This is a genomic window from Micromonospora sp. NPDC049662 (genome assembly GCF_040675055.1).
Taxonomy (GTDB): domain Bacteria; phylum Actinomycetota; class Actinomycetes; order Mycobacteriales; family Micromonosporaceae; genus Micromonospora.
The window spans coordinates 51,647-77,985 of record NZ_JBFAOC010000016.1; the positions used below are offsets into that span (position 1 = coordinate 51,647).

General features: G+C 72.5%; 22 protein-coding genes and 1 tRNA gene. 10 read left to right on the plus strand and 13 right to left on the minus strand.

Features of this window, described 5'->3' with window-relative positions:
- Positions 1–133: 133 nt before the first annotated feature.
- Both AB0J36_RS15060 and AB0J36_RS15065 read right to left on the minus strand, forming a co-directional pair.
- Entirely contained in the window at positions 134–1,315 is a 1,182-nt protein-coding gene (locus AB0J36_RS15060; protein WP_363660739.1) for a hypothetical protein, read from the minus strand.
- Positions 1,316–1,365: 50 nt separating this feature from the next.
- A complete protein-coding gene (locus tag AB0J36_RS15065; protein ID WP_355049623.1) occupies positions 1,366–1,989 on the minus strand; it encodes a response regulator in 624 nt (207 codons plus the stop codon).
- Between the two features lie 97 nt (positions 1,990–2,086).
- Here AB0J36_RS15065 and AB0J36_RS15070 point away from each other — a divergent pair.
- Positions 2,087–2,163: transfer RNA gene (locus AB0J36_RS15070), tRNA-Leu, on the plus strand.
- A 31-nt stretch (positions 2,164–2,194) separates the two neighbouring features.
- Positions 2,195–2,944, plus strand: coding sequence for a helix-turn-helix domain-containing protein (locus AB0J36_RS15075; protein WP_363660740.1), 750 nt, complete (start codon positions 2,195–2,197; stop codon positions 2,942–2,944).
- Between the two features lie 6 nt (positions 2,945–2,950).
- Here AB0J36_RS15075 and AB0J36_RS15080 read toward each other — a convergent pair whose 3' ends face one another.
- Positions 2,951–3,802: an alpha/beta hydrolase gene (locus tag AB0J36_RS15080; protein WP_363660741.1), complete on the minus strand. Its 852-nt coding sequence runs from the start codon at positions 3,800–3,802 to the stop codon at positions 2,951–2,953.
- A 96-nt stretch (positions 3,803–3,898) separates the two neighbouring features.
- Here AB0J36_RS15080 and AB0J36_RS15085 point away from each other — a divergent pair, with 96 nt between their 5' ends.
- Complete coding sequence (locus AB0J36_RS15085) at positions 3,899–4,567, plus strand: NAD-dependent epimerase/dehydratase family protein (protein WP_357170792.1); 669 nt, start codon at positions 3,899–3,901, stop codon at positions 4,565–4,567.
- Here AB0J36_RS15085 and AB0J36_RS15090 read toward each other — a convergent pair whose 3' ends face one another.
- The gene (locus AB0J36_RS15090) at positions 4,568–5,746 is read right to left on the minus strand and encodes an aminotransferase class I/II-fold pyridoxal phosphate-dependent enzyme (protein WP_357170790.1); all 1,179 of its coding nucleotides are present in this window, start codon (positions 5,744–5,746) and stop codon (positions 4,568–4,570) included.
- Between the two features lie 83 nt (positions 5,747–5,829).
- Here AB0J36_RS15090 and AB0J36_RS15095 point away from each other — a divergent pair, with 83 nt between their 5' ends.
- Positions 5,830–6,309: an Lrp/AsnC family transcriptional regulator gene (locus tag AB0J36_RS15095; protein WP_357127173.1), complete on the plus strand. Its 480-nt coding sequence runs from the start codon at positions 5,830–5,832 to the stop codon at positions 6,307–6,309.
- Between the two features lie 12 nt (positions 6,310–6,321).
- Complete coding sequence (locus AB0J36_RS15100) at positions 6,322–7,365, plus strand: LLM class flavin-dependent oxidoreductase (protein ID WP_357392794.1); 1,044 nt, start codon at positions 6,322–6,324, stop codon at positions 7,363–7,365.
- A gap of 199 nt (positions 7,366–7,564) precedes the next feature.
- On the opposite strand, the gene AB0J36_RS15105 is transcribed toward AB0J36_RS15100, so the two are convergent.
- Positions 7,565–9,865, minus strand: a complete 2,301-nt coding sequence (locus AB0J36_RS15105; protein WP_363660742.1) for a cellulose binding domain-containing protein — start codon at positions 9,863–9,865, stop codon at positions 7,565–7,567.
- A 240-nt stretch (positions 9,866–10,105) separates the two neighbouring features.
- Between AB0J36_RS15105 and AB0J36_RS15110 the strand changes: the two genes are divergently transcribed.
- Complete coding sequence (locus AB0J36_RS15110) at positions 10,106–11,545, plus strand: pyridoxal-dependent decarboxylase (RefSeq protein ID WP_357392792.1); 1,440 nt, start codon at positions 10,106–10,108, stop codon at positions 11,543–11,545.
- Positions 11,546–11,896: 351 nt separating this feature from the next.
- On the opposite strand, the gene AB0J36_RS15115 is transcribed toward AB0J36_RS15110, so the two are convergent.
- A complete protein-coding gene (locus AB0J36_RS15115; RefSeq protein ID WP_357127161.1) occupies positions 11,897–12,907 on the minus strand; it encodes a sulfite exporter TauE/SafE family protein in 1,011 nt (336 codons plus the stop codon).
- A 132-nt stretch (positions 12,908–13,039) separates the two neighbouring features.
- Positions 13,040–13,504 (minus strand): Rrf2 family transcriptional regulator, encoded by a 465-nt coding sequence (locus AB0J36_RS15120; protein WP_030334362.1) that lies wholly within the window; start codon positions 13,502–13,504, stop codon positions 13,040–13,042.
- Positions 13,505–13,727: 223 nt separating this feature from the next.
- On the opposite strand from AB0J36_RS15120, the gene AB0J36_RS15125 reads away from it, so the two are divergent.
- Positions 13,728–14,390 carry a YceI family protein gene (locus tag AB0J36_RS15125; RefSeq protein ID WP_357127158.1) on the plus strand — a complete coding sequence of 221 codons (663 nt, stop codon included), beginning with the start codon at positions 13,728–13,730 and terminating at the stop codon, positions 14,388–14,390.
- Positions 14,391–14,399: 9 nt separating this feature from the next.
- On the opposite strand, the gene AB0J36_RS15130 is transcribed toward AB0J36_RS15125, so the two are convergent.
- From AB0J36_RS15130 to AB0J36_RS15140, 3 genes are all read right to left on the minus strand, one after another.
- Positions 14,400–15,284 carry an acyl-CoA thioesterase II gene (locus AB0J36_RS15130; protein ID WP_363660743.1) on the minus strand — a complete coding sequence of 295 codons (885 nt, stop codon included), beginning with the start codon at positions 15,282–15,284 and terminating at the stop codon, positions 14,400–14,402.
- Positions 15,281–16,729 carry a pyruvate kinase gene (gene pyk, locus AB0J36_RS15135; RefSeq protein ID WP_355049534.1) on the minus strand — a complete coding sequence of 483 codons (1,449 nt, stop codon included), beginning with the start codon at positions 16,727–16,729 and terminating at the stop codon, positions 15,281–15,283. Before pyk ends, AB0J36_RS15130 begins: the two co-directional genes overlap by 4 nt.
- 369 nt (positions 16,730–17,098) lie before the next feature.
- On the minus strand, positions 17,099–17,464 hold the full coding sequence (locus AB0J36_RS15140; protein ID WP_355049533.1) for a YciI family protein: 366 nt from the start codon (positions 17,462–17,464) through the stop codon (positions 17,099–17,101).
- 227 nt (positions 17,465–17,691) lie between these two features.
- Between AB0J36_RS15140 and AB0J36_RS15145 the strand changes: the two genes are divergently transcribed.
- Both AB0J36_RS15145 and AB0J36_RS15150 read left to right on the plus strand, forming a co-directional pair.
- Positions 17,692–18,006 (plus strand): hypothetical protein, encoded by a 315-nt coding sequence (locus AB0J36_RS15145; RefSeq protein ID WP_357127151.1) that lies wholly within the window; start codon positions 17,692–17,694, stop codon positions 18,004–18,006.
- Positions 18,003–18,461 (plus strand): hypothetical protein, encoded by a 459-nt coding sequence (locus tag AB0J36_RS15150; RefSeq protein WP_357394825.1) that lies wholly within the window; start codon positions 18,003–18,005, stop codon positions 18,459–18,461. Before AB0J36_RS15145 ends, AB0J36_RS15150 begins: the two co-directional genes overlap by 4 nt.
- A 21-nt stretch (positions 18,462–18,482) precedes the next feature.
- Here AB0J36_RS15150 and AB0J36_RS15155 read toward each other — a convergent pair whose 3' ends face one another.
- Entirely contained in the window at positions 18,483–22,475 is a 3,993-nt protein-coding gene (locus AB0J36_RS15155; RefSeq protein ID WP_357394827.1) for a CHAT domain-containing protein, read from the minus strand.
- A gap of 191 nt (positions 22,476–22,666) precedes the next feature.
- Between AB0J36_RS15155 and AB0J36_RS15160 the strand changes: the two genes are divergently transcribed.
- The gene (locus AB0J36_RS15160; RefSeq protein WP_357394829.1) at positions 22,667–23,539 is read left to right on the plus strand and encodes an aldo/keto reductase; all 873 of its coding nucleotides are present in this window, start codon (positions 22,667–22,669) and stop codon (positions 23,537–23,539) included.
- A gap of 24 nt (positions 23,540–23,563) precedes the next feature.
- Here AB0J36_RS15160 and AB0J36_RS15165 read toward each other — a convergent pair whose 3' ends face one another.
- Both AB0J36_RS15165 and AB0J36_RS15170 read right to left on the minus strand, forming a co-directional pair.
- A complete protein-coding gene (locus AB0J36_RS15165; protein WP_357394831.1) occupies positions 23,564–24,037 on the minus strand; it encodes a hypothetical protein in 474 nt (157 codons plus the stop codon).
- A gap of 14 nt (positions 24,038–24,051) precedes the next feature.
- Entirely contained in the window at positions 24,052–26,280 is a 2,229-nt protein-coding gene (locus AB0J36_RS15170; RefSeq protein WP_363660744.1) for a M48 family metalloprotease, read from the minus strand.
- Positions 26,281–26,339: the final 59 nt, after the last annotated feature.

The window sequence follows — 26,339 nt, forward strand, 5'->3', positions numbered from 1 at the left end:
ACCCGGTCTGGGGCGGGACGTTATCCCACAACCACTACTCCCCGTAAGGTGTCGTAGGCGGCGTTGACTCAACCGTTACCAGAAGCGGAAAAGCTCGCGTTTAGATGTCACATCGGCGCCTGTCGACAACTCGTCAAACGGGCCCAGAAGGCCCGAACCACACCCGCGCCGCCACCCCGTCGTCGACGGTGACCACCATCCGACCGTCCGCTGCCGCGACCGCCGCCGACGTGTGCCCACCAGCGGAAACGTGACCTGGCAGGGTCACCGGCACCCACGACGAGGCGTCCCCGGCGGACCGCCACAGCCGGTGCCCGTCGCTCGCCACCGTCATCGCCAGCACCACGCCGCCGTCGCCGGCAACCGCCTCCACCCCCGCCACCGCGCCCGCGCCCGTCGCCCCGAAATCCGCGACGGCCCGCCATTCTTCGGCGCCAACCGTCGCCCCAGGCGACCATTTCCAGGCCTGGAATGCGCTCCCCCGCACCCCCAGGGCGTACACCACGGCACCCATCCGGACGAGACGCTGCGCGACCTCGTCCGCACCCGTCGCCGGCAACGCCGTCCGCGTCCACGCCCGGCCGTCGGCCGACGACCAGACGTACGGATCACGGTCCGCCCGACCCGCCGGCCGACCCCCGCCCGCGACCAGCCAGCCATCGGGCGCCGCCACCACATCCGTGGCGATCGTCGTCAACCCCGCGTCACTGGCCAGCCCCGGAGCATCGTCGACCAGCGCGAAGTCGGTCGCGTCCGCGGAACGCCACACCGCCGCCCCACCCGTGCGGGCGCCCGCGATCAGCCACCCGCCAGCGCCACCCGCGATACGACTCGCGCTGACCGCCTCCGGTCCGCCGTACAGCTCGAACTCCGCCGGCACCTCGGACAGACCACCGTCGGCGTCCTGCCGCCACGTCCGCACCCGCGGATTGCCGTGCGCGCCACCCGACCGTGCCCCGATGACGGCGATCCGACCCTCGTGACAGCCGACCGCGTACATGATCGCGCGCTCGCCGTAGTAGCTGATCGGCCGCAACGGCAACGACGTCCACCCGCGACCGTCCACACTCCGCCAGGCGGCCGGCCGGGTTCCACCATCGGGCGCGCCCACCGCGCCGACGGCGTACCACCGACCCGCGCAGGCGGTCACATCACGTGCGATGAGCCGACCCGGCGCACCCGGGGGCACCGGCAGATCGGCCATCTCCCACCGTGGACGCACCGGTTCGGGGAGCCGCCCGTCGTCGGCGGCCCGGCAGCCGGCGAGCAGCGTGACGACAACCCCGACCACCGCGACCGTACGCCGGACCGACACGCAACTGATGCTATCGATCCGATCACCCGCCGCCGAGGGTCGACCAGGGTTCAGACGGACGGTTGCTGCGCCACCTCGCCGCCGGCGGTCTCCGCGAGGATCCGCTCGGCGACCTCCTTCATGGTCATCCGGTGGTCCATCGCCGTGCGCTGGATCCACTTGAACGCCTGCGGCTCGGTCATCCCGTACGTCGTCATCAGCGCGCCCTTGGCGCGCTCCACCGTCTTGCGGATCTCCAGGCGGTCGGTCAGGCTCGCGACCTCGGCCTCCAGGGCCGCGACCTCCGAATACCGCGACAACGCGATCTCCACCGCCGGGACCAGGTCACTCTTCTGGAAAGGCTTCACGAGGTACGCCATCGCGCCCGCCGCCCGCGCCCGCTCCACCAGATCCCGCTGGCTGAACGCGGTGAGGATGATCACCGGAGCGATCCGCGCGCCCGCGATCCGCTCGGCGGCGGCCAGCCCGTCCATGATCGGCATCTTGATGTCGAGAATGACGAGGTCGGGCTTCAGCTCCTCGGCGAGGCGCACGGCGGTCTCGCCGTCGCCGGCCTCCCCCACCACCTCGTAGCCCTCTTCGACCAGCATCTCGGCGAGGTCCAGCCGGATCAGCGCCTCGTCCTCGGCGATCAGTACGCGCCTGCGCTCGGCATCCGTCGGCGTCTCAGCCACCAGCCCTACCCCCACCAGTTAGAACCCGACACCCGCCCAGCCGGGTGTCACCGCTCTCAGCGTAGTGGGTATCCTGTCAGGGCCGAATCAGGGAAGCGTCCCCGTATTCCAACTGGCAGAGAAACGGAGCTCAAACCTCCGACAGTGTGGGTTCGAATCCCACCGGGGGCACCAAATTGTCGTACGGGTGTTCGAGAATCCTCTCGTGCACCCACCTGAGATTCGCGCACGAGCACGGCAGATGTTCCTCGCCGGCAGCACGGTTGCCGACACCGCCCGCGCGACCGGAGTGCCGTACCGGACAGTCTGGCACTGGTGTACCGATCGCCCGGAGGCTCGCCTCCGAGGCACGCAGCTTCGGTGCTTCCGCTGTCGCGACGGTGTCGACAGTCCGACAGACCCCGCCGCCTACGTCTACCTGCTCGGCCTCTACCTGGGCGACGGCCATCTGGCCGTCTCACCGAAGGTGCCGGTACTACGGATCGCCTGCACGGCTAGCTATCCACACCTCGTCGACGCGTGCGAGTCAGCCATGCTCTCCGTGCTCGCGTCACGCGTACAGCGAGTCCCCAAGCAGGGCTGCGTCTCGGTCGAGAGCAGCGGCATGCACTGGCCGTGTCTGTTTCCGCAGCACGGTACCGGCACGAAGCACGAGCGACCGATCGTCCTGGCCGACTGGCAGCTGTCGCTCGTCGAGAGCCACCCCGGCGACTTCCTGCGCGGTCTGTTCCACTCCGACGGCTGCCGGTTCGCCAACCGGGTGACCGTGCGGGGCAGGGACTACGTCTACCCGCGCTACACGTTCGTCAACGAGTCGACCGACATCATGGGGCTCTGCCAGTGGAGGCTGGACCTGCTCGGTATCGCCTGGCGGATGAACCGCCGCAACTGCCTGTCGGTGGCGCGGCGCGACGCCGTCGCCACCCTCGACCGACACGTCGGCCCGAAGTCCTGACCACGGTCACGCGCGGGCCATGGCCGGTGCGCCGATGAAGTCCATAATCGCCTTGTTGACCTCGTCGGCGTGGGTCCACGGGATGCCGTGCGGGGCGCCCTTGAGGGTGACGAGTGTGCCGTCGGGCAGCATCGGGGCGAGCCGTTGGCCGGTCACCGGGTAGGGCAGCACGGCGTCCTGGTCGCCCTGGACGATGAGGATCGGCACGTCGAGTCGGGGCACGTCGGCGCGGAAGTCGGTGGGAATGACGTCGATGCACTGGTACATGGCGCGGGCGGAGGCCAGCGCGCCGATGGCCCAGTGCGCCTTGAACGCTTCCTCGCTGACCTGCTTGCCCCTGGTCTGCTCGTAGTTGAAGAAGCTGGTGCAGAAGGCGGTGAGGAAGGCGAACCGGTCGGCCACGACGGCCTGCTTGAAGCCGTCGAAGACGCTGCCGTCGACGCCGTCGGGGTTGTCCGCGGTCTTGAGCAGGAACGGCGCGAGCGGGGCGAGCAGGATTGCCCGGCTGACCCGGTCGGAGCCGTACCTGCTGAGGTAGCGGGTCACCTCACCGGTGCCCATGGAGTGGCCGGCGAGGATGGTGTCGCACAGGTCCAGCTCGGTCATGAGGGTGTCGAGGTCGGCCGCGAGGGTGTCGTAGTCGTACCCGGTGTCGGGTTGGCTGGAGGCCCCGAATCCGCGACGGTCGTAGGTGATGACCCGGTAGCCGGCCTGGAGCAGGGGGTCGGCGAGCTTCTCCATGGTGGCGCCGTTGAAGGGGAAGCCGTGGATGAGCACGACGGGTTGGCCGGAGCCGTGGTCCTCGTAGTAGATATCGATGGCGGTGTTGTTTTCGGTGCCCACGGTGATGAACGGCATGTTCGTCCCCCTTGAGTCGGTTCGGCGTTGTCGGCCGCAGTGGGTTTCCCCGGGCCTTGACGGTCATGCCGATCGTGGGAGCCTGTGGCGGGACCGATGACAGGGGTGGATCTGATGCGGGTGGTCATCTTCGGTGCGACCGGCATGGTCGGTCAGGGCGTGTTGCGCGAGTGCCTGCTCGCCGAGGACGTGCGGGAGGTGCTCACCATCGGTCGCCGGCCGACCGGTCAGCGGGACCCGAAGCTGCGGGAGTTGACCGTCGCCGACGTCGGTGACCTGGAGTCGGTACGGGCGGAGCTGACCGGCGTCGACGCCTGCTTCTACTGCCTCGGTGTGTCGTCGCTGGGTCTGGACGAGGCGGCGTACACCCGGATCAGCTACGACTTCCCGATGGCTGCGGCGCGACTGTTGGCCGAGGTGAGCCCGCAGGTCACGTTCGTCTACGTCTCCGGCGTCGGCACCGACTCGACCGGTCAGGGTCGGGTGATGTGGGCGCGGGTGAAGGGCCGCACCGAGAACGCGGTCATGGACCTGCTGCCCAACGGGTACGCGGCGCGGCCGGGGTTCATCCAGCCGACGTACGGGGCGGTGTCGCGGACCCGGGCCTACCGGATCGGGTACGCGGTCACGCGTCCGCTCTTCCCGGTGTTGCGGGGGCTGCTGCCGAACCACGTGACGACCACCGACGGGATCGGCCGGGCGATGTTGCGGGTGGCGCGGGAGGGCTCGCCGACCCGGGTGTTGGGCAACCGCGAGCTGCGCTGATCAGGCGATCGCGTCGAGCGCGCGGGCGAGGTCGGCGCGCAGGTCCTCGGGATCTTCGAGGCCGACGGAGAGGCGTAGCAGCGCACCGTCCGGCTTCGCGTCACCCTCGACGGGGCGGTGGGTGAGCGAGGCGGGGTGCTGGATGAGGGTGTCGACGCCGCCGAGGGACACGGCGTGGGTGATGAGCCGGCAGGAGGCGGCGACGGTGGCGGCGGCGGACGCGCCGCCGCGTACCTCGAAGGCGAGGAGGCTGCCGGGTCCGGACATCTGCCGGCCGACGAGCGCCGCCGGGTCGTACACCGAGGGGTGGTGCACCCGGTGTACGCCGGGGTGGTCGGCGAGCCAGCCGGCGAGTTTCTCGGCGGTGGCCTGTTGGGCGCGGACCCGCAGCGGCAGTGTCTGCAGGCCGCGGTGCAGGAGGTAGCCGCCGAGGGGGTGCAGGATCGCGCCGGTGACGGCGCGGACCTGGCGCAGGCGCGCCGCCCAGGCCTCGTCGCAGGCGACGACGCCGGCGAGGACGTCGCCGTGCCCGCCGATGCTCTTGGTGGCGCTGTGCAGGACGAGGGCGGCGCCGTGGCGGGCGGGTTGTTGCAGGACGGGGGTGGCGACGGTGTTGTCGACGAGCAGGGGCACGTCGCCGGCCGCCGCGGCGAGGGCGGCGATGTCGACGAGGTCGAGGGTGGGGTTGGCCGGTGTCTCGATGACGACCATCGCGGTGTCGGGGCGGAGGGCGGTGGCGACCTCGTCGGGGTGGGCCCAGGTGACGGTGGTGCCGAGCAGACCGGTGGCGAGGACGTGGTCGGTGCCGCCGTAGAGCGGGCGGACGGCGACGATGTGGCGGTGGCCGTCGCGGGTGGCCGCGAGCAGGGTGGCGGTGAGGGCGGCCATGCCGCTGGCGAAGGCGACGGCCTGTTCGGTGCCTTCGAGGGTGGCGAGGGCGGTTTCGAAGCGGGCGACGGTGGGGTTCCAGAGCCGCTGGTAGACGGCGCTGGCGTCGGCGGGCAGGGTGCCGCCGGTCGCGAGGTGCTCGTAGGCGTTGCCGCCGTCGTCGACCGACGGCAGTGGGTTGGTGGTGGAGAGGTCGATCGGTGGTACGTGCACGCCGAGCGTGCGCAGGTCGTCGCGGCCGGCGTGTACGGCTCGGGTGTCCACCGTCGTCATGCGGGTAGGGTCGAACATCTGCCAACCTGGGTGCAACAGTTTGGTGGATGATTCTGTTGAGAGCCCTGGTTTTGGCCGGTGGTTCGGAGGACGATGCTCGGATGCCCTCTGAGTCGAACGATGTACGGCCGTATCCGGCCCTGGACGAGGTGGACCGCGCGATCCTCGCCGAGTTGGTGGCGGACGGCCGGTTGCCGAACAACGCGCTCGCCGAGCGGGTGGGGGTGGCGCCGTCGACGTGTCTGACGCGTACCCGGGCGTTGCGCGAGCGCGGGGCGATCCGGGGCTTCCACGCGGAGGTGGATCCGGCGGCGTTGGGCCTGCCGTTGCAGGCGCTGGTGTCGGTGCGGTTGACGGCGCACGAGCGGGCGGCGGTGGACGCGTTCCGGGCGCGGTCGGTGCGGCTGCCCGGGGTGGTGTCGGTGTTCCACGTGGCGGGCGCCGAGGACTACGTGCTGCACGTGCGGGCCGCGTCGGGTGACGCGTTGCGGGACTTCGTGCTGGACCAGTTGGCGGTCGACCCGGTGGTGCAGCACACGCAGACCAGCCTGATCTTCGAGCAGGCGCGTGGGGTGGGCTGAGCGGCCGTCGGAATGAACGGGCAGGCCGGGGAGTTGGCACTGCGTGTGATCACCGTACCGTTGTCTGTTCTTGATCTTGCCCCGGTCGCCAAGGGCGCCACCGCCGGCGCGGCCTTGCAGGCCACCACCGAGCTGGCCCGACGCACAGAGGAGCTGGGCTATCACCGCTTCTGGGTGGCCGAGCACCACAACATGCCGGCGATCGCCAGCTCCGCGCCGGCCGTCCTGCTGGCGCACCTGGCGGCGAACACGTCGACCATCCGGCTGGGTTCCGGTGGGGTGATGCTGCCGAATCACGCGCCGCTGGTGGTGGCCGAGCAGTTCGGCACCCTGGAGGCGCTGCACCCGGGCCGGATCGACCTGGGCATCGGCCGGGCCCCGGGCACCGACCAGGTGACCGCGCTGGCGTTGCGCCGCACCATGGAGGGCCTGTCGGCGGAGGGTTTCCCGCGTGAGCTGGCCGATCTGATGAACTACTTCAGCGGTGAGAAGCCGGGGCAGATCATCGCCACCCCCGGTCGCGGCGAGCAGCCGGCCGTCTGGCTGCTGGGGTCGAGCGGCTTCAGCGCCCAGCTGGCCGGTCTGCTGGGTCTGCCGTTCTCGTTCGCGCACCACTTCAGCGCGGCGAACACGCTGCCGGCGCTGGCGCTGTACCGGCAGAACTTCCGGCCGTCGCAGTGGCTGGACAAGCCGTACGCCATGGTGGCCGTCAACGCGGTCTGCGCCGACACCGACGAGCGGGCCGAGTGGCTGGCCGCGCCGAGCGCGCTGTCGTTCCTGAAGCTGCGTTCCGGTCGGCCGGAGCCGTTGTCGACGCCGGACGAGGCGGCGGCGTACCCGTACACGGAGTTCGAGCGGGAGTTCGTGCTGCAACGGCGCGAGGGTCAGGCGATGGGCTCGCCGGAGACGGTGCGGCGGCAGCTCACCGAGTTGCAGGAGCGCACCGGCGCGGACGAGCTGATGCTCACCACGCTCGTGTACGACGTGGCCGACCGGGTGCGGTCGTACGAGTTGATCGCCGAGAAGGTGGCCGGGGGCCTGCGCCGGGACGCGTGAAACACGATCTTCACGTCAGCGTCACTCCCGCGACCCGGACGGTGCCTAATGTTGGTGCCGGTGGTGGTACGGCATTCCCGGTCGGGACGGGTCGGGGATGCCGCGGTGTGGAGCACCGGGCTGTAGCTGTGCGGATTCCGCGGCTGCGGCCCGGTGCCTGCCACCTTAGGCGAACTCGATCAGTACCGCCAGGGTCAGATCAGCGTAGGTAGATGTTCGGGGTGGGTGGGCCCGCCATCTGATCACCGATGAAGAACCCCGGGTGCGGCGGCTGGTTGTAGGCGGTGTTCTGCCACGCGATCGCCACCCGGTACTGCGGGTCGTGCATCAGGGTGTAGATCCGGGTGCTGGTCGGAGTGGGTGTGCTGTAGATCCGCAACGCCCGACTGTCGGTGGTCCGCCAGATCACCTCCTCGCGCCAGTCACCCAGGATGTCGCCGGAGAGCGACGGCGTGGACTTGGTGCCGTTGTTGGACGCGACCCCGCTGCCGTCGAGCAGTCGGGTCTCGCCCCCGGCGCCGTACTTGTCGATCCTCGTGGCGTCCAGCAACTCCCGGACGGGGTCACCGTCCCACCAGGCGAGGAAGTTCGTCGACGACGGCTTGCGGCCGATGTTCTGCCCACGGGTGTTGGCGAGGCCGGAGACCGCCGCCGACCAGGACTCCGCGCCGGGGCTGCCGGCCCAGATGTCCGCCGAGACGCCCCGGCCGTTGTCGCCGGAGGCCGGCGTCGACCACAGGATCTGACCGGTACGGGCGTCCGCGAACCACGAGCTGGGCTTGCTGCCGTCCTCGTCGACCTTGAACACCTCCAGGCCGGCGCGGCCCGGGTCGAGATCCCCGACGTGCAGGGCGTCGCCGTGCCCGTTGCCCGTCGAGTAGAGCAGCCGCCCGTTGTCGTCGATGGTGGCGGCGCCGTAGACGATCTCCTGGCGGCCGTCGCCGTCGACGTCGGCCACGGAGAGCTGGTGGTTGCCCTGGCCGGCCGCCGCGCCGTTGCCGGAGGAGTTCGAGTCGAACGTCCAGCGCTTGGTCAGCGAGCCGTTGCGGAAGTCCCAGGCCGCGATCACCGCCCGGGTGTAGTAGCCCCGCGCCATGATCAGTGACGGGCGCTGGCCGTCCAGGTACGCGGTGCCGGCGAGGAACCGGTCCACCCGGTTGCCGTACGAGTCGCCCCAGGACGACACGGTGCCGCGCGGCGGGTCGTAGTTGACGGTGGATGCGATCGCGCCGGTCTGGCCGTTGAACATGGTCAGGTACTCCGGGCCGGACAGCACGTAACCGCTGGAGTTGCGGTAGTCCGCCGACGACGAGCCGATGAGCTGGCCGGTGCCGGAGCGGGTGCCGTCGGCGGTCTTCATGGCCACCTCGGCGCGACCGTCGCCGTCGTAGTCGTACACCTGGAACTGGGTGTAGTGCGCGCCGGCCCGGATGTTGCGGCCGAGGTCGATGCGCCACAACCGGGTACCGGTCAGGGTGTACGCGTCGACGTAGACGTTGCCGGTGTAGCCGGACTGGGAGTTGTCCTTGGCGTTCGACGGGTCCCACTTGAGGACGATCTCGTAGCTGCCGTCGCCGTTGAGGTCGCCGACGGAGGCGTCGTTGGCGCTGTAGGTGTAGCTCTCCCCGCTGGGTGTGGTGCCGCCCGCCGGCACCTGCAGGGGCACGTCCAGGTAGCCGTTGGCGAACTGCAGGGCCGGCGCGGACGCCGCCTGCTCGACACCGCCCACCACGGCCCGCACGGTGTACGTCGAGCCGGCCGCCGCGCCGCTGTCGAGGTAGTTGGTGGCGCCGGTGATGGGGTTGGCGTTGACCCTGGTCGAGCCGCGGTAGAGGTTGAACGACACGCCGGAGGTCTCGGTGCCGAGCAGACGCCAGGAGACCAGGTTGCCGTTGCCGGAGCGGACGCTGACCAGCCCTCGGTCCAGGTTCTCCAGCTGTTTCGCCCCGGCCGGAGGCGTGGTGGGTGGCGGCGTGGTCGGTGGGGGCGTGGTCGGTGGGGGCGTCGTGGGCGGTGGCGTCGTGGGCGGCGGGGTGGTCGGCGGTGGCGTGGTCGGGGCCGGGGTGGTCGGGTCGCCTGTGGGGGGCGCTCCGGTGCAGGTGACGCCGTTGAGCGTGAAGCTGGCCGGGGCCGGGTTGCTGCTCGTCCAGGAGGCGTTGAACCCGAACGAGGCGGTGCCGTTGGTGGCGAGCGCGCCGTTGTAGTCGACGTTGCGCGCGCTCACCTGCGCGCCGGACTGGCTGACGGTGGCGTTCCACGCCTGGGAGACCTGCTGGCCGGCGGCGTAGGACCAGGCGAGGGTCCAGCCGTTGATCTCCTCGCCGAGGTTGGTGATGGTGACGTTGGCGCCGAAGCCGCCCTGCCACTGGTTGGTGACCTGGTAGTCGACGCGGCAGCCGACGGCGGCGGCCGAGGCGACGACCGTGCCGACGGTGCCGGCCACGACGACTGCCGCCGTCGAGGCGGCGAGCAGGGTCAGCCGTTGTCTTGACGGGTGCATGAACTGCCTCCGGGGGATCCGGTGGTGACCGCTGTTGGCCCACCTGCCCTGCCCGGGAAGCACGGTGGACGGTCCGTCGCGGCGGCGACGGAACGGCGGTCTGGTCGGGGGTTGACGCCCTGGAACTCGGATCCGGCTCAGCCGCATCGTAGGGCAAGCGCTTTCCGGTCCGCAATATCGACGACCGTCACCCCGTACGGCTCTTGACCCCGCCCCACACCGCCTGATCGACTCGACCGGATGAGCGCCCCGCACATGGACCCGGACGAGTTCCGCCGCGCCGGCCACGCCGTCGTCGACTGGATCGCCGACTACTGGACGACGCTGCACCAACGACCGGTCACCTCCGCCGACCCGCCGGGCACGGTGGCGAAGGCCCTACCGGGCTCGCCGCCCACCACCGGCGGCGAACCGGTCGAAGCGCTCCTCGCCGACCTGGACACCATCGTCCTGCCCGGGCTGACGCACTGGCAGCACCCCGGCTTCTACGGCTATTTTCCGGCGAACACCTCCGGTCCGAGCCTGCTCGGTGACCTGGTCAGCTCCGGGCTCGGCGTGCAGGGCATGATGTGGGCGACGAGCCCGGCCTGCACCGAACTCGAGACGGTCATGATGGACTGGCTGGCCGAGCTGCTCGACCTGCCGCCGCGCTTCTCCTCCACCGGGCCCGGTGGCGGCGTCATCCAGGACTCGGCGTCCTCGGCGACACTGGTGGCCACCCTCGCCGCGCTGCACCGCGCCAGCGGGGGTCGTTGGCGCGCGACCGGCATCGACCGGCGCTACCGCGCGTACACGTCGGTGCACGGGCACTCCTCGATCGAGAAGGCCGCGCGGATCGCCGGACTGGGCGCGGACGGCATCCGGTCGATCGACGTCGACCCGGACACCCAGGCGCTGCGCCCGGACGCGCTGCGCGCGGCGATCGAGGCGGATCTGGCCGTCGGGGACGTACCCGCCATCGTGGTCGCGACCATCGGCACGACCTCCACCACCGCCATCGACCCGGTGGCGGAGATCGGAGCGATCTGCGCCGAGTACGGCATCTGGCTGCACGTCGACGCGGCGTACGCGGGCTCCGCCGCCGTCTGCCCCGAACTGCGCTGGTCGCACACCGGCCTGGAGTACGCCGACTCCTACTGCTTCGACCCGCACAAGTGGCTGCTCACCGGCTTCGACTGCGACGCGTTCTGGGTGGCCGACCGCCGAGAACTGGTCGAGGCGCTGACCGTGCTCCCCGAGTTCCTGCGCAACGCCGCCTCAGATTCGGGCGCGGTGCTCGACTACCGGGACTGGCAGGTGCCGCTGGGTCGCCGTTTCCGGGCCCTGAAGCTCTGGTTCGTGTTGCGCTGGTACGGCGTCGAGGGGCTGCGGGCGCACATCCGCTCGGGCGTGGCCCTGGCCGCCCGGTTCGCCGATCACCTGCGCGCCGACGACCGGTTCGAGCTGGCCGCGGCGCACCCGTTCTCGCTGGTCTGCTTCCGGCTGCGGGCCGACGACGGCACGAACGCCGAGCTGCTGGCCCGGGTGAACGCCAGCGGGCGGGCACATCTGACCCACACCCGGGTGGCCAGCCGGTACACGCTGCGGCTGGCCGTCGGCTCACCGCAGACCACCGCGGCGCACATCGACGAGACGTGGGCGCTGCTCGCCGAGGCAGCGGACAAGCTGCTGACGCGCTGACGGCCCGGACGCTACCGCCCGCCAGGTCGCCGATGTGGCGGCATCGCGACGCGGAGACCCCGCCAGATCGCCGACGTCGCGGCGTCGCCGCCTGCAGACACCGCCACATCACCGATCCGCAGTCGACCTCCCGCCGCGACGGCGGCAGAGGAGCCGCGTCCCGGCAGCCCGCCGGCAGGGCTGATGGCCGGCGGCAGCGCCGCCTGCGGGGCGAGGACCCAAATGAGCGTGATGCCTGTGAGTCATCAAGATGACTCACAGGCATCACGGTCACAGGGGGTAGGCACTCCGCCGCGAACAACGACGGGAGAGCACCAAGTCGACCGACGTCACCGGAAGCCGCCGCGCGGGTCAGCGCCCTCCCGGGGTGCCCGCCACGCTGAGATCGGCCGGTGCGCTGCCGTCGGCAGCGCCGGTGATGACAGAGACCGACTCAGGAAGCACCGGCAAGACAGCGCCGGCTGCCGTGGCCGTCTCGGTGGCGGTGGCAGCGGTGGCGCGGGCTCGACGGGTGCGGCGCAGGGCGCGTACGGCGAAGAGCAGCGCGGTCAGCCATCCGGCGGCCAGCAGGACGTAGAGGGTGGGGCGGAGCGGGCCGCCCAGCTCGGCCGACCGGATCAGGGTGCGGGCGTTGGTCAGCACGATGACGCCACCGACCGCCGCGCCCAGCAGTTGGGCGGGCACGATACGCACCAGCCAGGCGGCCAGCGGGGCGGCGACCAACCCGCCGATCAGCAGGGCGACGACGGTGGGGAGGAGGAAGCCCTCCGTTCCCAGCCCGATCAGGAAACCGACGCTGGCGGCTCCGGCGACCACGAACTCGGCGGTGTCGACCGAGCCGATCACCTTGCGGGGCTCCAGGCGACCGGAGACCAGCAGCGCCGGGGTGGCGACCGGGCCCCACCCGCCGCCGCCGGTCGCGTCGACGAAGCCGGCGACCAGGCCCAGCGGGCCGAGGAAGCGTCCGCGCAGCCGTCCGCCGACCCGACCGGTACGCAGCGGTCGGGCGAAGCGCACCAGCAGGTACGCGCCCAGGGTGAAGAGGATGGCGGCCATCCACGGCGCGGCCGACTCGGTGGAGATCGAGCTGAGCAGGGTGGCCCCGGCGAACGCGCCGATCGCGCCGGGCAGGGCGATGCGGGTGACCACCCGCCAGTCGACGTTGCCGAACCGCCAGTGCGCGATCCCGGCCGCGAGCGTGGTGCCGATCTCGGCCAGGTGCACCGACGCCGAGGCGGCGGCGGGCGCGACCCCGACTACCAGCAGCAGGGTGGACGAGGTCAACCCGTACGCCATGCCGAGTGAACCATCGATCAACTGCGCGACGAGCCCGACCAGAGCGAGGACCAGTAGCTTGCGCACGAGCGCCCCCTGACTTTTCGGTATCTCCTATCGACTTGGTCGACAATGCGGCACGGCAGAGCCGGGGTCAAGTGTCTGATCGGTGGATGGGACGCCCGCAGGTCGGCGTCGAGGCGTCCGCCCGGGGAGGCGTCAGATCCAGGCGCGCGGGTCGGCGGCCAGCTCGGTGACCCGCGCGGGCAGCGCCCCCGCGGCCACGTCGGCGACGCTGACCAGTTCCAGGATCTCGCGCTCGCTGGCGCGCAGCGCGATCCAGACCTCCTGGAGGGCGCGGGCCGGACCGTGGTAGCCGAGCTGTTCGGGGCGCTGCCCCCGCACGTGCGCGAGCGGCCCGTCGATCACCCGGATCACCTCCGCGAGAGAGATCTCCTCGGCCGGGCGGGCCAGCCAGTAGCCACCCTCCGGACCGCGCTGGGCGTGCACGATGCCACCCCGGCGCAGCTGCAACAGGATGCTCTCCAGGAACTTCGGCGGGATCTCCTGCGCACGGGCGATCTGGTCGGCGGTGACCGGCCGGCCCCGCCCGGGGCCGCTGGCCGTCGCGGCCAGCTCGGCGGCCGCGCGGAGGGCGTAGTCGACCCGGGCGGAGAGACGCATGCCGGCAAGGTTAGCCCGCAGGTCATCCGCCGGTACCGGCGACCCTCAACCGATCGGCCACGCATCGACGGACAACCAATTACGCCGCGCACCTTGATCCATTAACCGGTGGGGCCCGAAAGGCCGATTCCGAACGTCCCTATGCTGGGCGGGTAGTACGCCTGTCCGGCCGGTTGATGGAGTTCGGACCGGACGTTGATTAACCCCGGGGGAAGGCAACACGATGACCGATGTCGCCACACGCACCTGGGATGGCATGACCATCCCGATCGCCGGCACCTACCGCCTCGATCAGGCGCACAAGCGGATCGGTTTCCTGTCCCGTCACATGATGGTGAGCCCCGTGCGCGGCGAGTTCGCCGAGGCGACCGCGGAGATCACGGTCGGGGAGGATCCGCTGCGTTCCGGGGTGACCGCCACGATCGCGTCGGCGAGCATCTCCACCGGCAGCGCCGACCGGGACACCCACCTGAAAAGCGCCGATTTCCTCGACGTGGAGCGTTATCCCACTCTCGAATATCGAAGCACGGGCATCACGTGGCAGAGCAACGACGACCCGATTTTCTACTGGGCGCGCCTGCGCAACCACCGACTCGGCGGACGAGGCAGAAGTCACAATCCGCCGCCGCAGTCCGAGCCCAATCGTTTCGTGCTCGCCGGTGAGTTGACGGTGAAGGGAATCACCCGTGCGGTGGACCTACAGGTGAATTTCGGCGGCGCGCGGCGTGATCCGTACGGGCAGAACATCTTCGGATTCAGCGCGACCGCGGAGATCAACCGTGAGGACTACGGCCTGCTCTGGAACGTCGCCCTGGAGAGCGGCGGCGTCCTCGTCGGTAAGACCGTGCAGATCGAGATCGCCGGTGAGGCCATCCACCAGGCGTGACCGGTCGGGTCAGGCGCCGACGCGGCGCAGCAGACCCTCCTGGACGGCGCTGGCGATCTGCCGGCCGTCCGTGGTGAACATCCGCCCGGTCGCCAGCCCTCGCGCGCCGGACGCCGACGGGCTCCAGCAGTCGTAGAGGAACCACTCGTCGGCACGGAACGGCCGGTGGAACCACAGCGCGTGGTCCAGGCTCGCGCCGACCAGGCCGCCCGGCCCCCACACCTCGCCGTGCACGGAGAGCACCGAGTCCAGCAGGGTGAGGTCGGAGGCGTAGGTGAGCGCGCACGCGTGCAGCAGCGGGTCTTCGGGCAACTTGCCGTCGATGCGCATCCAGACCCGCTGGTGCGGGTCGGCCGGTCGGTCGCCGGGGCGGACCCAGCCGGGCTCCCCCACGTAGCGCACGTCGATCGGGCGGGGGATCTGCCCCCACATGCCGAGGCGCTCGGGGTAGCGGGAGAGCCGGTCGGACATCGTCGGCACGTCCTGCGGCGGCGGCACGTCCAGCGGGGCTGGGGCCTGGTGGTCCAACCCCTCCTCGGCCCGCTGGAAGGACGCCGACATGAAGAAGATCGGCCTGTCGTGCTGGAGGGCGACCGCGCGACGCACCGAGAACGACCGGCCGTCGCGGATGTTCTCCACCTGGTACTCGATCGGCTCGGCCGGATCGCCGGGGCGGACGAAGTAGCCGTGCAGCGAGTGCACGAAGCGCTCCGGGTCCACCGTGCGGCCGGCGGCGACCAGGGCCTGACCGGCAACCTGGCCGCCGTACACCCGCTGTGGACCGACCGGGGGGCTCATCCCCCGGAAGGTCATTTCCCCGGTCGGGTCGAGGTCCAGCACCTCCAGCAGCTGGTCGACAGCCGCCTGGCCGACCGCGACCCGACCATCGCTCACTGCAGCGCCCGCGCCGACGCCGCGTCGACCAGCGAGCCGAGCTGGTGCACGCGCAGCGTGTTCGTCGAGCCGGGGGTGCCGGGCGGGCTGCCCGCCACGATCACCACGTAGTCACCGGGGTTGGCCCGGTCGAGGCCGAGCAGCGCCTGGTCGACCTGACGGAACATGTCGTCGGTGTGCTGCACGAACGGCATCAGGAAGGTCTCCACGCCCCAGGTGAGGGCGAGCTGGTCGCGCACCTCGGGGACCGGCGTGAAGGCCAGCAGCGGCAGGTCGCAGTGCAGGCGGGACAGCCGTCGCACGGTGTCGCCGGTCTGCGAGAACGCGACGAGCGCCTTGGCGTTGATGGCCCGGGCGATCGACGAGGCGGCCACGGTGAGCGCGCCGCCGTGCGTACGCGGGTCGTGCTGCAGACGCGGCACCCCGATCGAACCGGCCTCGGTGGTCGTCACGATCTTGGCCATGGTGCTGACGGTGAGCACCGGATACTTGCCCACGCTGGTCTCGCCGGAGAGCATGACCGCGTCCGCGCCGTCGAGCACCGCGTTGGCCACGTCCGAGGCCTCCGCCCGGGTGGGGCGGGAGTTCTCGATCATGGAGTCGAGCATCTGGGTGGCCACGATGACCGGCTTGGCGTTCTCCCGGCAGAGCTGCACGGCGCGCTTCTGCACCAGCGGGACCTCGTCCAACGGCATCTCGACACCGAGGTCGCCACGGGCGACCATCACGCCGTCGAAGGCCAGCACGATGGCCTCGAGGTGCTCCACGGCCTCCGGCTTCTCGACCTTGGCGAGCACCGGGCGGAAGACGCCCTCCTCGGCCATGATGTTGTGCACGAGCTTGATGTCCTCGGCCGAGCGCACGAACGAGAGCGCCACCAGGTCGACACCGAGGCCCAGGGAGAAGCGCAGGTCCTCGGCGTCCTTGTCCGACATGGCGGGCACGCTGACCGCCACGTTCGGCAGCGAGACGCCCTTGTTGTTGGAGACCGGGCCGCCCTCGGTGACGAGGCAGCGGATGTCGTTGCCGGTGACGTCGGTGACCTCGACGGCGACCCGACCATCGTCGATCAGCAGCCGGTCGCCGGGCTTCACCTCGTGCGGCAGCTTGGTGTAGGTGCAGGAGACCCGCTCCTTGGTGCCGAGGATGTCGTCGCCGGTGATCACGACCGAGTCACCGGTGCGCCACTCGTGCGGGCCGTCGGCGAACTTGCCGAGCCGGATCTTGGGGCCTTGCAGGTCGGCGAGGACCGCCACCGGCTTGCCGGCGGCCTCGGACGCCTCCCGGACCAGCCGGTAGACGGCCTCGTGGTCCTCGTGGCTGCCGTGGCTGAAGTTGAGCCTCGCCACGTTCATGCCGGCCTCGACGAGACCCCGGATGCGCTCCGGGGACGAGGTGGCGGGTCCAAGAGTGCAGACGATCTTCGCGCGGCGTGTCACGCCCATCAGGCTAGTCTCTCCTTCAGGTCGGACTCGGGGCCGACCCCTTGCAGGCAGTGGAACAGGTGTCCAACGACGCGTGGCACGCGTCGGGCCGGCGGGCGCAAGCGCACCGGAACGTTGTGGCGACGGGCAACGGCGACCGCGCGCCGGGAATCGTACGCCTCCGCGCGGAGCCGGTGTCGGGCCGCTCCCGGCGACGGCCCTCTGCGACGCCCCCGGGACGGGCCGAGCGGGCACGGCGGTGAGCAGGTCACGCGGCTCGTGCGCCGCCTGGACGGCCGGGGACGGCCGGCCCACGCCGTACGCGCGACGGTAACACCGGCGCCGGCCACGACGCCGTCAGCGGCCTGACACCCGTCTCCGGATCGACGGTCAGTTACCGGCCTTGACCAGCGGGAACTCCAGCGAGCCGGCCGGGCAGAGGAAGGTCAACACGTCCACCCGGTAGAGGCCGGCCTGCACCGCCGGGTCGGCCTCCAACACGCTGCGCACGTCCTCGACGCTGCCGGTGCGGGCCAGCCCGAAGCCGATCGGCGGCTCCGGCGTACGGGCCGGGCCGTCCACCGAGCCGGAGACCAGGATGATCCCGCTGCGCTGTAGCGCCCGCATGTGCTCGGCGTGCTCGGCCTGCAACCGCTGCACGGTCTCCGGGGGCAGGGCCCGTCCGGCGGCTCCGGGATAGATCACGATGCACTCGTACGTGTCGAGCGCGAAGTCGACCTGCGGCACCTGCGGCATGGCCCTCCCTCCGCCGTCGCGCCGGCCCGGTCCGACGCCGACGCCCGAGCCGGCGTCACCGGCACGCGCCCAGCCTCGCACGTCGAAAGGGGCGGTACCCGTCGCTCCGCGCAACTCCCCCGGGTCGGTCACCGGGACGGACGGCATCCGGACACGGGCACGTGGGCGCACCCGGTGTGGTCACCGGCTACGGTGGACGGTCCAGATGTCGGTGGCGGGAGGTCGGGATGAGTGACGACGGGCCGACGTCGAGCCCTCTGTCGTACGCCGAGGTGACCGACGAGGCGTACGCCACGCGGGCCGCGGCGGACTTCCGGGCCCAGGAGTTCGAGTTCGCGGTGGTGCTCAGCGGGCGCTGTCCCCGGTGCGGCCACGCGAGCGCCACCACGCTCGTCGACGCGATCTACCGCAAGGACGCGGCGACCTCCGACCCGGGCTACCGGACGCTGCTGTGCGAGTGCGAGGCCGAGCACCCGGGGTGCCCCGCCGGGCTGCGGGGCTGCGGGGCGTACTGGACGCTCTGGCTGGAGGTCGAGGCGTGATCCGTCTCCGTCCCGGCCCGCCCGCGACCGTGGCCGACCTACGCGGCGCGCAGCAGCTCGCCGGACTGCTGCGCGGCGAGCTGGAGCGGGTACGCGCGGCGGCGCTGGCCTGGCGCAACGGCCTGGGTGGCCTGCTGGTGGCGCTGGTCGGGTTCAGCCTGATCCGGGGCCGCTCCGACGTGACCACCCTCGCCGCGGGTTGGGGCGCGCTGGTCGGGTTGCTGCTGCTCGCCGCGCTGGCCGCGGGCGTCGCCGGAGCGCTCGCGCTGCTCCGCGCGGCACACGGGCCGCTGACGGTGACCCCGGTGGCGGCTCTCCCGCCGGCCCCGCTGGCCGATCACCGGGAGGCGATGGCGGCGGTCCGGTCCCTGCGCGTCGGGGTGGGGCTGGTGCTGCTGTGCACCACGCTGCTGGTCGCCGCCGTCGGCGTGACCTGGTACGCCCCCGGCCGCTGATCCTCCTACGCTGAGCCGCGCTCAGGGGCCCAGGTGCGCGTAGCCGGCCCAGGTGTCCGGATGGTCGGGTAGGGCGGCGCGCAGGCGGCGGACGGCGGCGTGCAGGGCCACCGCCGCGCGGTCCGGAGCGATCCCTCCGCTGACCGCCAACCCGTCGTACAGGTCGACGCAGAGCCGCACCGTCAGCGCGTCCGAGATGGACCACAACGCGCCGATGACGTGCCGGAAGCCGGCCAGTTGAAAGGCCGTGCCGAGGGTGAGCGCCTCGTCCGGCAGGGCCGCCCCGCCGCGTACCGTCTCGCAGGCGGAGAGGATGGCCAGCGCGGCCGGCCGCCCCACCGGCCGCCACAGGTCGCGGACGCTGAGCGCGCCGCCCGCCAGCTCGAGGCGTCCCCGGGTCGGGAAGCGCAGGTCCTGCGTACCGTGGCAGGACAGGTGCGCGACGGGCTGCTCGGGCAGGGCGTCGAGCACCGTCGCCGGGCCGGCCGCCGGGCCGATGAGCGAACGCACCCGGCCTAGGTGCCGTCGGACGATCTCCTCCTCGCGCGCCACGCCGGGCAGGTCGGCCAGGCCGGGCGTCTGTGGCATGCCGACGAAGAGCGCCGCGTCGACCGGTCCGGGAGCTGTCGGTCCGGCCCGGCGGGCGTGCGTCAGCGCCCGTAGCGAGGCCGTGTAGGACGGCGCCACCCGGTCGAGCAGCCCGTCCCCGCCGTCGGCCGGGCCGGCCGCGTGCAGTGGCAGGAGGGTGAGCACGCCGGTGGGGCACCACCACAGCCGGGGCCAGCCGCCGTCCGCCGGCTCGGCGTCGGCGGCCGGCGGGGTGGGCAGGGCCACTTCCAGGACGGGTACGGCGATGACGCGCCACAGCCAGTCCAGGGTCTGGGCGACCTCGGCGCGGGCCACCGCGTGCCGACGTTGTACCTGCGGCGGGGTGACGTCCGCCGCCGAGGGCCCGGTGAGCACCGCGATCGCGCTCAGGAAGCTCGCCGTACGCACGATCAGCTCGGCCAGGGTCAGCTCCGGCAGGGGCACGACGGTGACCCGGCCGTCGGCGACGACCAGCGCGTCGCAGCGCCGGTCGGCGACGTTCACCAGCACCACCGGTCCGTTCGCGGCGGCCCGGGCCAGCTCGTCGAAGGGCGGTGGACGGAGGAAGTCGGCGAAGCCGGGCCGGTCGCGGATCTCGGCCAACAGGTGGCGGCGGCGGGTGGCGAGGTCGTACCGCTGCTCCGGCGTCGTTCCGGTCGCGGCGACCGACCCGCCACGTTCCCACCCGTCCGGCGACACCACCTGGCCCGGCGGCCGTGATCCGAAGCCGTCGAGGGCGGCTTGAAGGTCGGCGAGGCGGTCGGCGAGACGGGACGCCTGCGCGCGGAGCGCGGCCAGGTCCGCGCCCGCGTCGTGGGCGCGGGTGAGCAGGACTCCCCGGCCGTATTCGAGCAGCTCGACCGCGCGCTCCGGGCGGTCCAGGGCGATGGCGACCGCCGCCGCGTCGCTGGCCAGGCCGGGGAAGCGTCCGAGCAGGCGGGTCTGGTCGTCGGGGTCCATGCCGTGCCAGGCCACCAGGTCGATCAGCTCGATGGCGGTGGTGTACCCGTCGAGCGCGGCCGGCAGGTCGCCCGCCTGGGCGGCGTGTGCCGCGTACCGGCCGGCGGCTGTCGCCCGCAGCAGCGACGGCGCGGACTCGACGTGGGCGGCGGCGCGCAGCGCGGCGGTCGCCTCGACCAGCGCGCCGGCGTCACCCGCGCCGGTCTCGGCGACCCGCTCCAGGGCGGTGGCCAGGTTGCTCAGGCACATCGTGCGGGCGGGATGCTCGGGGGTCAGCTCGTCGACCGCCCCCCGGTAGGCGGTCAGCATGGCGCTGGCGTCGGCGTCGGCGCGGCCGGCCTGGTGGCGCAGCAGGAGAGCGTTGCCGAGGTTCGTGAGGATCCGGTGCCGGTCCCCGCCGGCCGACGGCCGCCGGCTCAGCCGATCGAGCAGCCGGACCGCCTCGTCCAGCGCCGGCAGGTCACCGTTGAGGCGATGCCGCAGCAGGTGAGCCAGCGGGTGGGTGCCGACCGTCTGGGCGTACTCGGTGGGGTCGGCCTCCTGTTCGGCCAGCTCGGCGGCCTCGCGCAGCGCGCCCACGGCGGTGTCGGAGTCCTGGGCGATACCGGCCGCGACCTCGTCCGGGGGCCCGCCGCTCGCGGGCAGCGCGCCGTCGAGGAAGAGTTCGACCCGGCGGTTCAGGGCGGAGCCGTAGTTGGTCAGCGCCGGCAGGCGGTCCGGATGCCCGGGTGGCGTCGATTCGACCACCCGCGCCAGCACCTGGATCGCCTCGGTCAGCGTCGCCAGGTCCTGCGTCGAGGCGAAGAGCGCCTGCAACACGAGACCCAGGTTCGAGCGGTACCGGGGCAGCGACGCGGTGTCCGAATCGGCGGCGGCCACGGCCGATCGCAGCGCGACCACGGCCGGCTCCAGCAACGTTGGCTCGCCGGCCAGGTCGGAGAGTTCGCGCAGGGTGTTGCCGAGGTTGTTGAGCACGTGCGGGCGCAGCGGGTCGGCGCGGGGCAGCAGCCGTTCCGCCTCGGTCAGCGCGTCACGGCCGGCGCGCAGCGCGCTCACCCCGCCGAGGTCGGCGTGGCCCAGGGCGAGCGCGTGGCCGAGATCGGCGAGCCGACGCGCCCGCTGGACGGGATCCCGGGCGGCGCCCACGGTGGCGCGCAGCACCCGTACCGCCTCGGTGATGTCGTCGGCCCGTCGGCGCCGCTCGTACCGGGTCACCAGCAGACCGCCCGCGACGTGCCGCAGGTCGTCGCCGTCCGTCCCCTCGGGCGTCGACCCGGACGCGGTGGCGGCCCGGTACGCGTCGATCGCCGCGTCGAGGTCGGCCGGGTCGGCGGCACTGTGGTGCCGCTCGGCGAGCAGGGTGGCGAGCCCGAACTGAGCGGTGCCGGCGAGATCCGGGGAGAGGCCACCGAACCCGGTCAACGCCGACCGGTAGGCCTCGATGGCGGTGTCCCGGTCGGCGGGCGTCCGGTCGCGCGTGAACCGCTCGGCGAGCGCGGCGCCGTGCAGCGCGGCGACCCGGGGGTCGGCGCTGTCCCGGGCCGCGGCGAAGGCGTCGACGGCCTCGTCGAGGTCACCCGGCCGCCGGTGCAGCCGCCACCGGTCGCGCAGCCGTTGACCGAGGTTCATCCGGGCCATCGTGCGCACCGGCGTGCCCGGCGCGGCGACCCGGACCGCGTCCCGCAGCGCGGTGATCGCCTCGTCCAGCGCGACCGGGTCGCGGTCGACGTCGTACGAGTCGCCCAGCACGTTGCCGAGGTTGAACAGCCGTACGGGACGTTCCGGGTCGCCGACGCCGGTCGCCTCCAGGCTCTCCCGGTGCGCCTCGACGGCCCCCGCCAGGGCCCGTCGCCGGCCCAGATGCTGGAACTGGTCGCGGTGGACCTTGCCGAGGGCGGACAGGTAGTGCAGGCGCTCGGGCGCTCCGGCCGGCGTACCGGCCAGCGCCTGCCGCAGCAGCGCCTCGGCCTGATCAGCCGCCCGGTAGTCGCGGCTGGTCTCGGCGGCGGCCATCAGGAGGACGGCCTCGACGTACCGGGCACTCGCCGTCGCGTCGCGGGCGGTGGTGTCCACTCGGGCGGGCCGGGGGCGCGGCGGCCGGCCCGCCGCCTCAGCGGGAGCGGGCCGGGAGCGCAGCAGCTCCAGCAGCGGCGGCGGCACCCGTTCCGGCGCGAAGCGCAGCAGAAACTCGGTGAGCCGCAACGCCTGGTCGAGGTCGTCGGCGTCCTCGCCCGACGGCAGTAGCTGGTAGCGGTACCAGTGCAGGCCGGCCAGGAGGGACATACCCTCGGCGACCCGCTCGGGCAGCGGCCCGTCGGTGGGCGTGGCGGTCACCAGGTCGGCGACAGCCTCCGCGGCGCGGATCGCGCCGGAGTCGAGGACCGCCCGCCGGTCGCCGGTGGCCCCGAAACGTTCCAGCCGCTCCCGCAGCCGCCCGATCGGGTCGGGTCTGAACCGTCGCCACATCGCGCCTCCCCCGCGCCGGCCGCGCCGACTCGGATCAGGCGTAGCAGACCGGACACGGAGAGCGCTAGCCGTGTGTCGGCACACAATCGGGCGGGCTGCGGCATGACGGACCGATCCTGGGGGACGAGACCCTGGGTGGCGGAGTGACGACCTGTCCCCCGCCACGGCGCACAACGATGAAGGATGGGCGTATGGCGACCGATATCAGTAAGCAGCCCGCGAAGGCGTCCGGCACGTACCGGATCGGGGGTGACATCACGGTCAACCGCCTCGGCTACGGGGCGATGCAGATCACCGGGCCGGGCGTGTGGGGCGATCCGAAGGACCCGGCCGAGGCGGTACGGGTGCTGCGTCGGGCGATCGAGCTGGGCGTGACGTTCATCGACACCGCCGACTCGTACGGGCCGTTCGTGTCCGAGCTGCTGATCCGCGAGGCTCTGCACCCGTACGCCGACGACCTGGTCATCGCGACCAAGGCCGGGTTCACCCGGGCCGGGCCGGGCGACTGGCGGGTGGTCGGCCGCCCGGAGTACCTGCGTCAGCAGTGCGAGCTGAGCCTGCGTCACCTGCGCCTGGACAGCATCCCGCTGTACCAGTTGCACCGCATCGACCCGCAGGTCCCGCTCGCCGACCAGCTCGGCGAGCTGGCGCTGCTGAAGCAGGAGGGCAAGATCCGGCACATCGGGCTGTCCGAGGTCAGCGTGGAGCAGATCGAGCAGTCGCGGGCGATCACCGAGATCGTCTCCGTGCAGAACCTGTACAACCTCGCCAACCGCAGCGCCGAGGACGTGCTGGACTACTGCGAGCGCAACGACATGGCGTTCATCCCGTGGTACCCGATCGCCACCGGGGAGCTGGCCCGGCCCGGCGGCCCGCTGGACGCGATCTCCAACGCGCACGGCGCGACGCCCGCGCAGCTCGCGTTGGCCTGGTTGCTGCGCCGGTCGCCGATGATGCTGCCGATCCCCGGCACGTCGTCGGTGGCGCACCTGGAGGAGAACGTCGGCGCCGCCGACGTACGCCTCACCGACGACGAGTTCGAGGCGTTGGCCAAGGCGAGCTGATTCGCTGGTCCGGACGCCGCCGGTTCAGTCGACGGCGTCCGGGCCGATCTCGCGGGCGGCGCGCAGCGCCTCGGTGGCCTGGGCGGCGCGCAGCGCCTCGGTGGCCTGGGCGGCGCGCAGCGCCTCGGTGGCCTGGGCGGCGCGCAGCGCCTCGGTGGCCTGGGCCAGCAGACGGGCTGAGTCGGTGCGCCCGCTGACCTGCAACTCGACCTCGGTGTCCCCGGACTGGATCCGGATGCTCGCCTCCGTACGCTGCTGGTCCACCCAGGACTGCAACAGGTTGAACAGCCCCGGCAGCAACCCCTGGGCCAGCACCGCGATGATCACGGCGTCACTGAAGCCGGGCCGTCCCCCGCCACCGCCGGCCGCCCGGACCACCGGCCGGTACTCCGGACGGCGGTGGATCCAGGTCAGCAGGTCGACCGCGGTGGGCTGTCGTTGTCGGGGGTTGATGGTCAGCCGGACGGGCAGCCGCGCGGCGGCGTCGCTGTCGGTCACGGTGGGTCTCCCGGTCAGTCGGAGTCGGAGGCGGCTTGGAAGGTGACGGCATCCCCGTCGGCGGTGGCGAGACCCGCGACGGTCAGCGCGCTGTCGTCGCTGAACGGTGAGCTGGTGCCGAAGTACGTGGTGGTGCCGCTGACCTGCACCCGGCCCTGGCCTTCCAGTGGGGTGGACACCCGGGCGGTGCTCGGGCCGGTCAGCTCGACGGCGACCTTCGGGTACTCCAGGATCTTCCAGGTGACCTTCTGCGCCGACCCGCCGTAGTAGCGGAACGGGCAGCCCGGCGGTGCGGCGACCGTCTGTTTGGCGCACTCGTCCAACCAGGCGCGTACCCGGGTCTGGACGGCCTCGACCGCCGTCGGCTTGAGCACCGGGGCCAGTTCCAGGATCGCCGATCCCTCCCCCGGGCCGACCAGCAGGGTCTCGGCGGGCGTCTCGCTCAGCGCGCTGGACGGGCCGGTCGCCGTGTACAGGCCGGGCAGCAGCACCAGCGGCGGACCCTCGGTGGCGACCGGTAGCTCCACCCCGTTGAGGCGTACGCCCGGCTCGGCGATCGACGAGTTGAGCGGGATCGGCCCACCGGCCAACCGCCAGCCGTGGAACAGACCGGCGGTGGTCTCCTCCTCGCGCCGCAGGGTGAGGGTGGCCGTCTTCGGCGCATCACCCAGCCGGTACGCCACCGTGGCGGTGGCCGTGTCGTCGTCACGCTCCAAGGAAGTGATCTCGACGTCGGTCGGTGGCTGGTAGCCCTTGCCGCGCAGCAGTTGGGCGAGGAGCTTGTGGTCGGTGCCGTCGCCGGAGTCGGCGAGGTGGTCGAGCGCGGCCTCGCTGTCGCGGTCGGCGAGGGCGGAGAAGAATCCGTCGACCGTCGCCTGGGGGCGGAAGAACGCCCACTGCACCACGCTCAGCCCGCTGGCGCCGAGGCAGGCGACGAGGGCGAGGATGCCGACCAGCAGCCAGGTGCGGCGGGTGCCGACCGGGCCGCTGTGGCCGAACAGCCGCTCGGCGGTGACCGACGCGGCGACGTCGGCGGGTACGCCGGCCTGGGCGGGCGCACCCGCCACCGACGCCCGCTCCAGCGCGTCGAGCCGCAGCTCGTGCGGCGGGTGGGTGGCGCAGACAGCCTCGTCCCAGCCGCTGCGCCCGCTCTCGAAGGAGAGCCGCCGCTCCAGGATGCGTCGCAGCCCGTCGACGTGCCCGGTCAGCACCGCGCCGAGGTCGGCCCGGTACTCGGCGGCCCGTACGTCGCGGGCGTGCAGGGGCAGCACCACGTACCGCATGGTGAGCAGCACCGGCCAGAAGAACAGGAACACCACGAAGTTGGTGGCCGGGTGCGGGAACGTCCGCATCAGCCAGGTCGGCAGGGCGTGGGCGAGGGTGAGTGGCAGGCCGACGCCGCGCACGAAGGCGCTGGTGATCTCGTCCCCGGTGCGCCAGTGCACCAGCTCGTGGCTGAGCAGCGCCGCGACCTCGTCGTCCGGCTCGCCGAGCACGGCGGTGGTGACCACCACGTGTCGGGCGTACGTGCGGGCGTTGCTCAGGACCGGGTCGTCCTCCATGAGCAGCCGGGGCACACTGGGCAGGCCGAGTCGTCGCGCGCAGTCGTCCAGGATCGGGCGCAGTCGTGCGTTCTCGCGGCGGCTGGGCTGGCGCGCGCCGGACACCACCAACAGGCTCGGCTCGAGCAGCACCCGGTACAGCGTGTAGACGACGCCGATCAGCGCCGCCGCGACGACCGTGCCGATCAGGCCGGTGAACAGGGCGAGAGGCTCGTCCACAACGGTCAGCCAGGGCAGCACCAGCACGGCGAGGAAGCCGGCGAGGAAGCCGACCACGAACCCGGCCACGCCGCCCAGCATCCCGCCGGAGCGGCTGAGGAACGCGTCCAGCAGCGAGCCGATCAGTGGCGCGTCGCGCAGCACCGTGGGGAGCTGGTCGTCCGCGCCGGCGCCGCCGGCGAAGAGGCCGACGACGGCGAAGCCGAGACCGCCCCAGAACGCCAGGAGCAGCGCGATCGGCAGGTAGAACCAGGTGGCGACGAACGCGCCGAGCACGCCCCGCCAGTCCCGCAGGATTCCGGCGCGCAGCCAGACCAGGGCGTTCGGGTAACCCGGTGGCCGGTCGGCGAACCCGCCGGTGGGTGGCGGGGTGTCGGCGGCCGGGGGTTCGGCGGCCCGGACGTCGAGCTGCGGCACTGTCGGCGGTGTGCTCTCCGGCGGCACACGCTGCGGCTCGGTCATGCCTGCTGCTCCCTCTCGACGGGTGACGCCCACTGTCGGCAGTGGACGGCCGGAGCAGG

Excerpts from the sequence above, each read along its gene's own strand:
- AB0J36_RS15080 (WP_363660741.1), bottom strand. The coding sequence starts at position 3,802 with ATGCCGTTCATCACCGTGGGCACCGAAAACAACACCGCCATCGATATC.
- AB0J36_RS15085 (WP_357170792.1), top strand. The coding sequence starts at position 3,899 with ATGACAGGGGTGGATCTGATGCGGGTGGTCATCTTCGGTGCGACCGGC.
- AB0J36_RS15090 (WP_357170790.1), bottom strand. The coding sequence starts at position 5,746 with ATGTTCGACCCTACCCGCATGACGACGGTGGACACCCGAGCCGTACAC.
- AB0J36_RS15095 (WP_357127173.1), top strand. The coding sequence starts at position 5,830 with ATGCCCTCTGAGTCGAACGATGTACGGCCGTATCCGGCCCTGGACGAG.
- AB0J36_RS15100 (WP_357392794.1), top strand. The coding sequence starts at position 6,322 with ATGAACGGGCAGGCCGGGGAGTTGGCACTGCGTGTGATCACCGTACCG.
- AB0J36_RS15105 (WP_363660742.1), bottom strand. The coding sequence starts at position 9,865 with ATGCACCCGTCAAGACAACGGCTGACCCTGCTCGCCGCCTCGACGGCG.
- AB0J36_RS15110 (WP_357392792.1), top strand. The coding sequence starts at position 10,106 with ATGAGCGCCCCGCACATGGACCCGGACGAGTTCCGCCGCGCCGGCCAC.
- AB0J36_RS15120 (WP_030334362.1), bottom strand. The coding sequence starts at position 13,504 with ATGCGTCTCTCCGCCCGGGTCGACTACGCCCTCCGCGCGGCCGCCGAG.
- AB0J36_RS15125 (WP_357127158.1), top strand. The coding sequence starts at position 13,728 with ATGACCGATGTCGCCACACGCACCTGGGATGGCATGACCATCCCGATC.
- pyk (WP_355049534.1), bottom strand. The coding sequence starts at position 16,729 with ATGGGCGTGACACGCCGCGCGAAGATCGTCTGCACTCTTGGACCCGCC.
- AB0J36_RS15140 (WP_355049533.1), bottom strand. The coding sequence starts at position 17,464 with ATGCCGCAGGTGCCGCAGGTCGACTTCGCGCTCGACACGTACGAGTGC.
- AB0J36_RS15145 (WP_357127151.1), top strand. The coding sequence starts at position 17,692 with ATGAGTGACGACGGGCCGACGTCGAGCCCTCTGTCGTACGCCGAGGTG.
- AB0J36_RS15155 (WP_357394827.1), bottom strand. The coding sequence starts at position 22,475 with ATGTGGCGACGGTTCAGACCCGACCCGATCGGGCGGCTGCGGGAGCGG.
- AB0J36_RS15160 (WP_357394829.1), top strand. The coding sequence starts at position 22,667 with ATGGCGACCGATATCAGTAAGCAGCCCGCGAAGGCGTCCGGCACGTAC.
- AB0J36_RS15170 (WP_363660744.1), bottom strand. The coding sequence starts at position 26,280 with ATGACCGAGCCGCAGCGTGTGCCGCCGGAGAGCACACCGCCGACAGTG.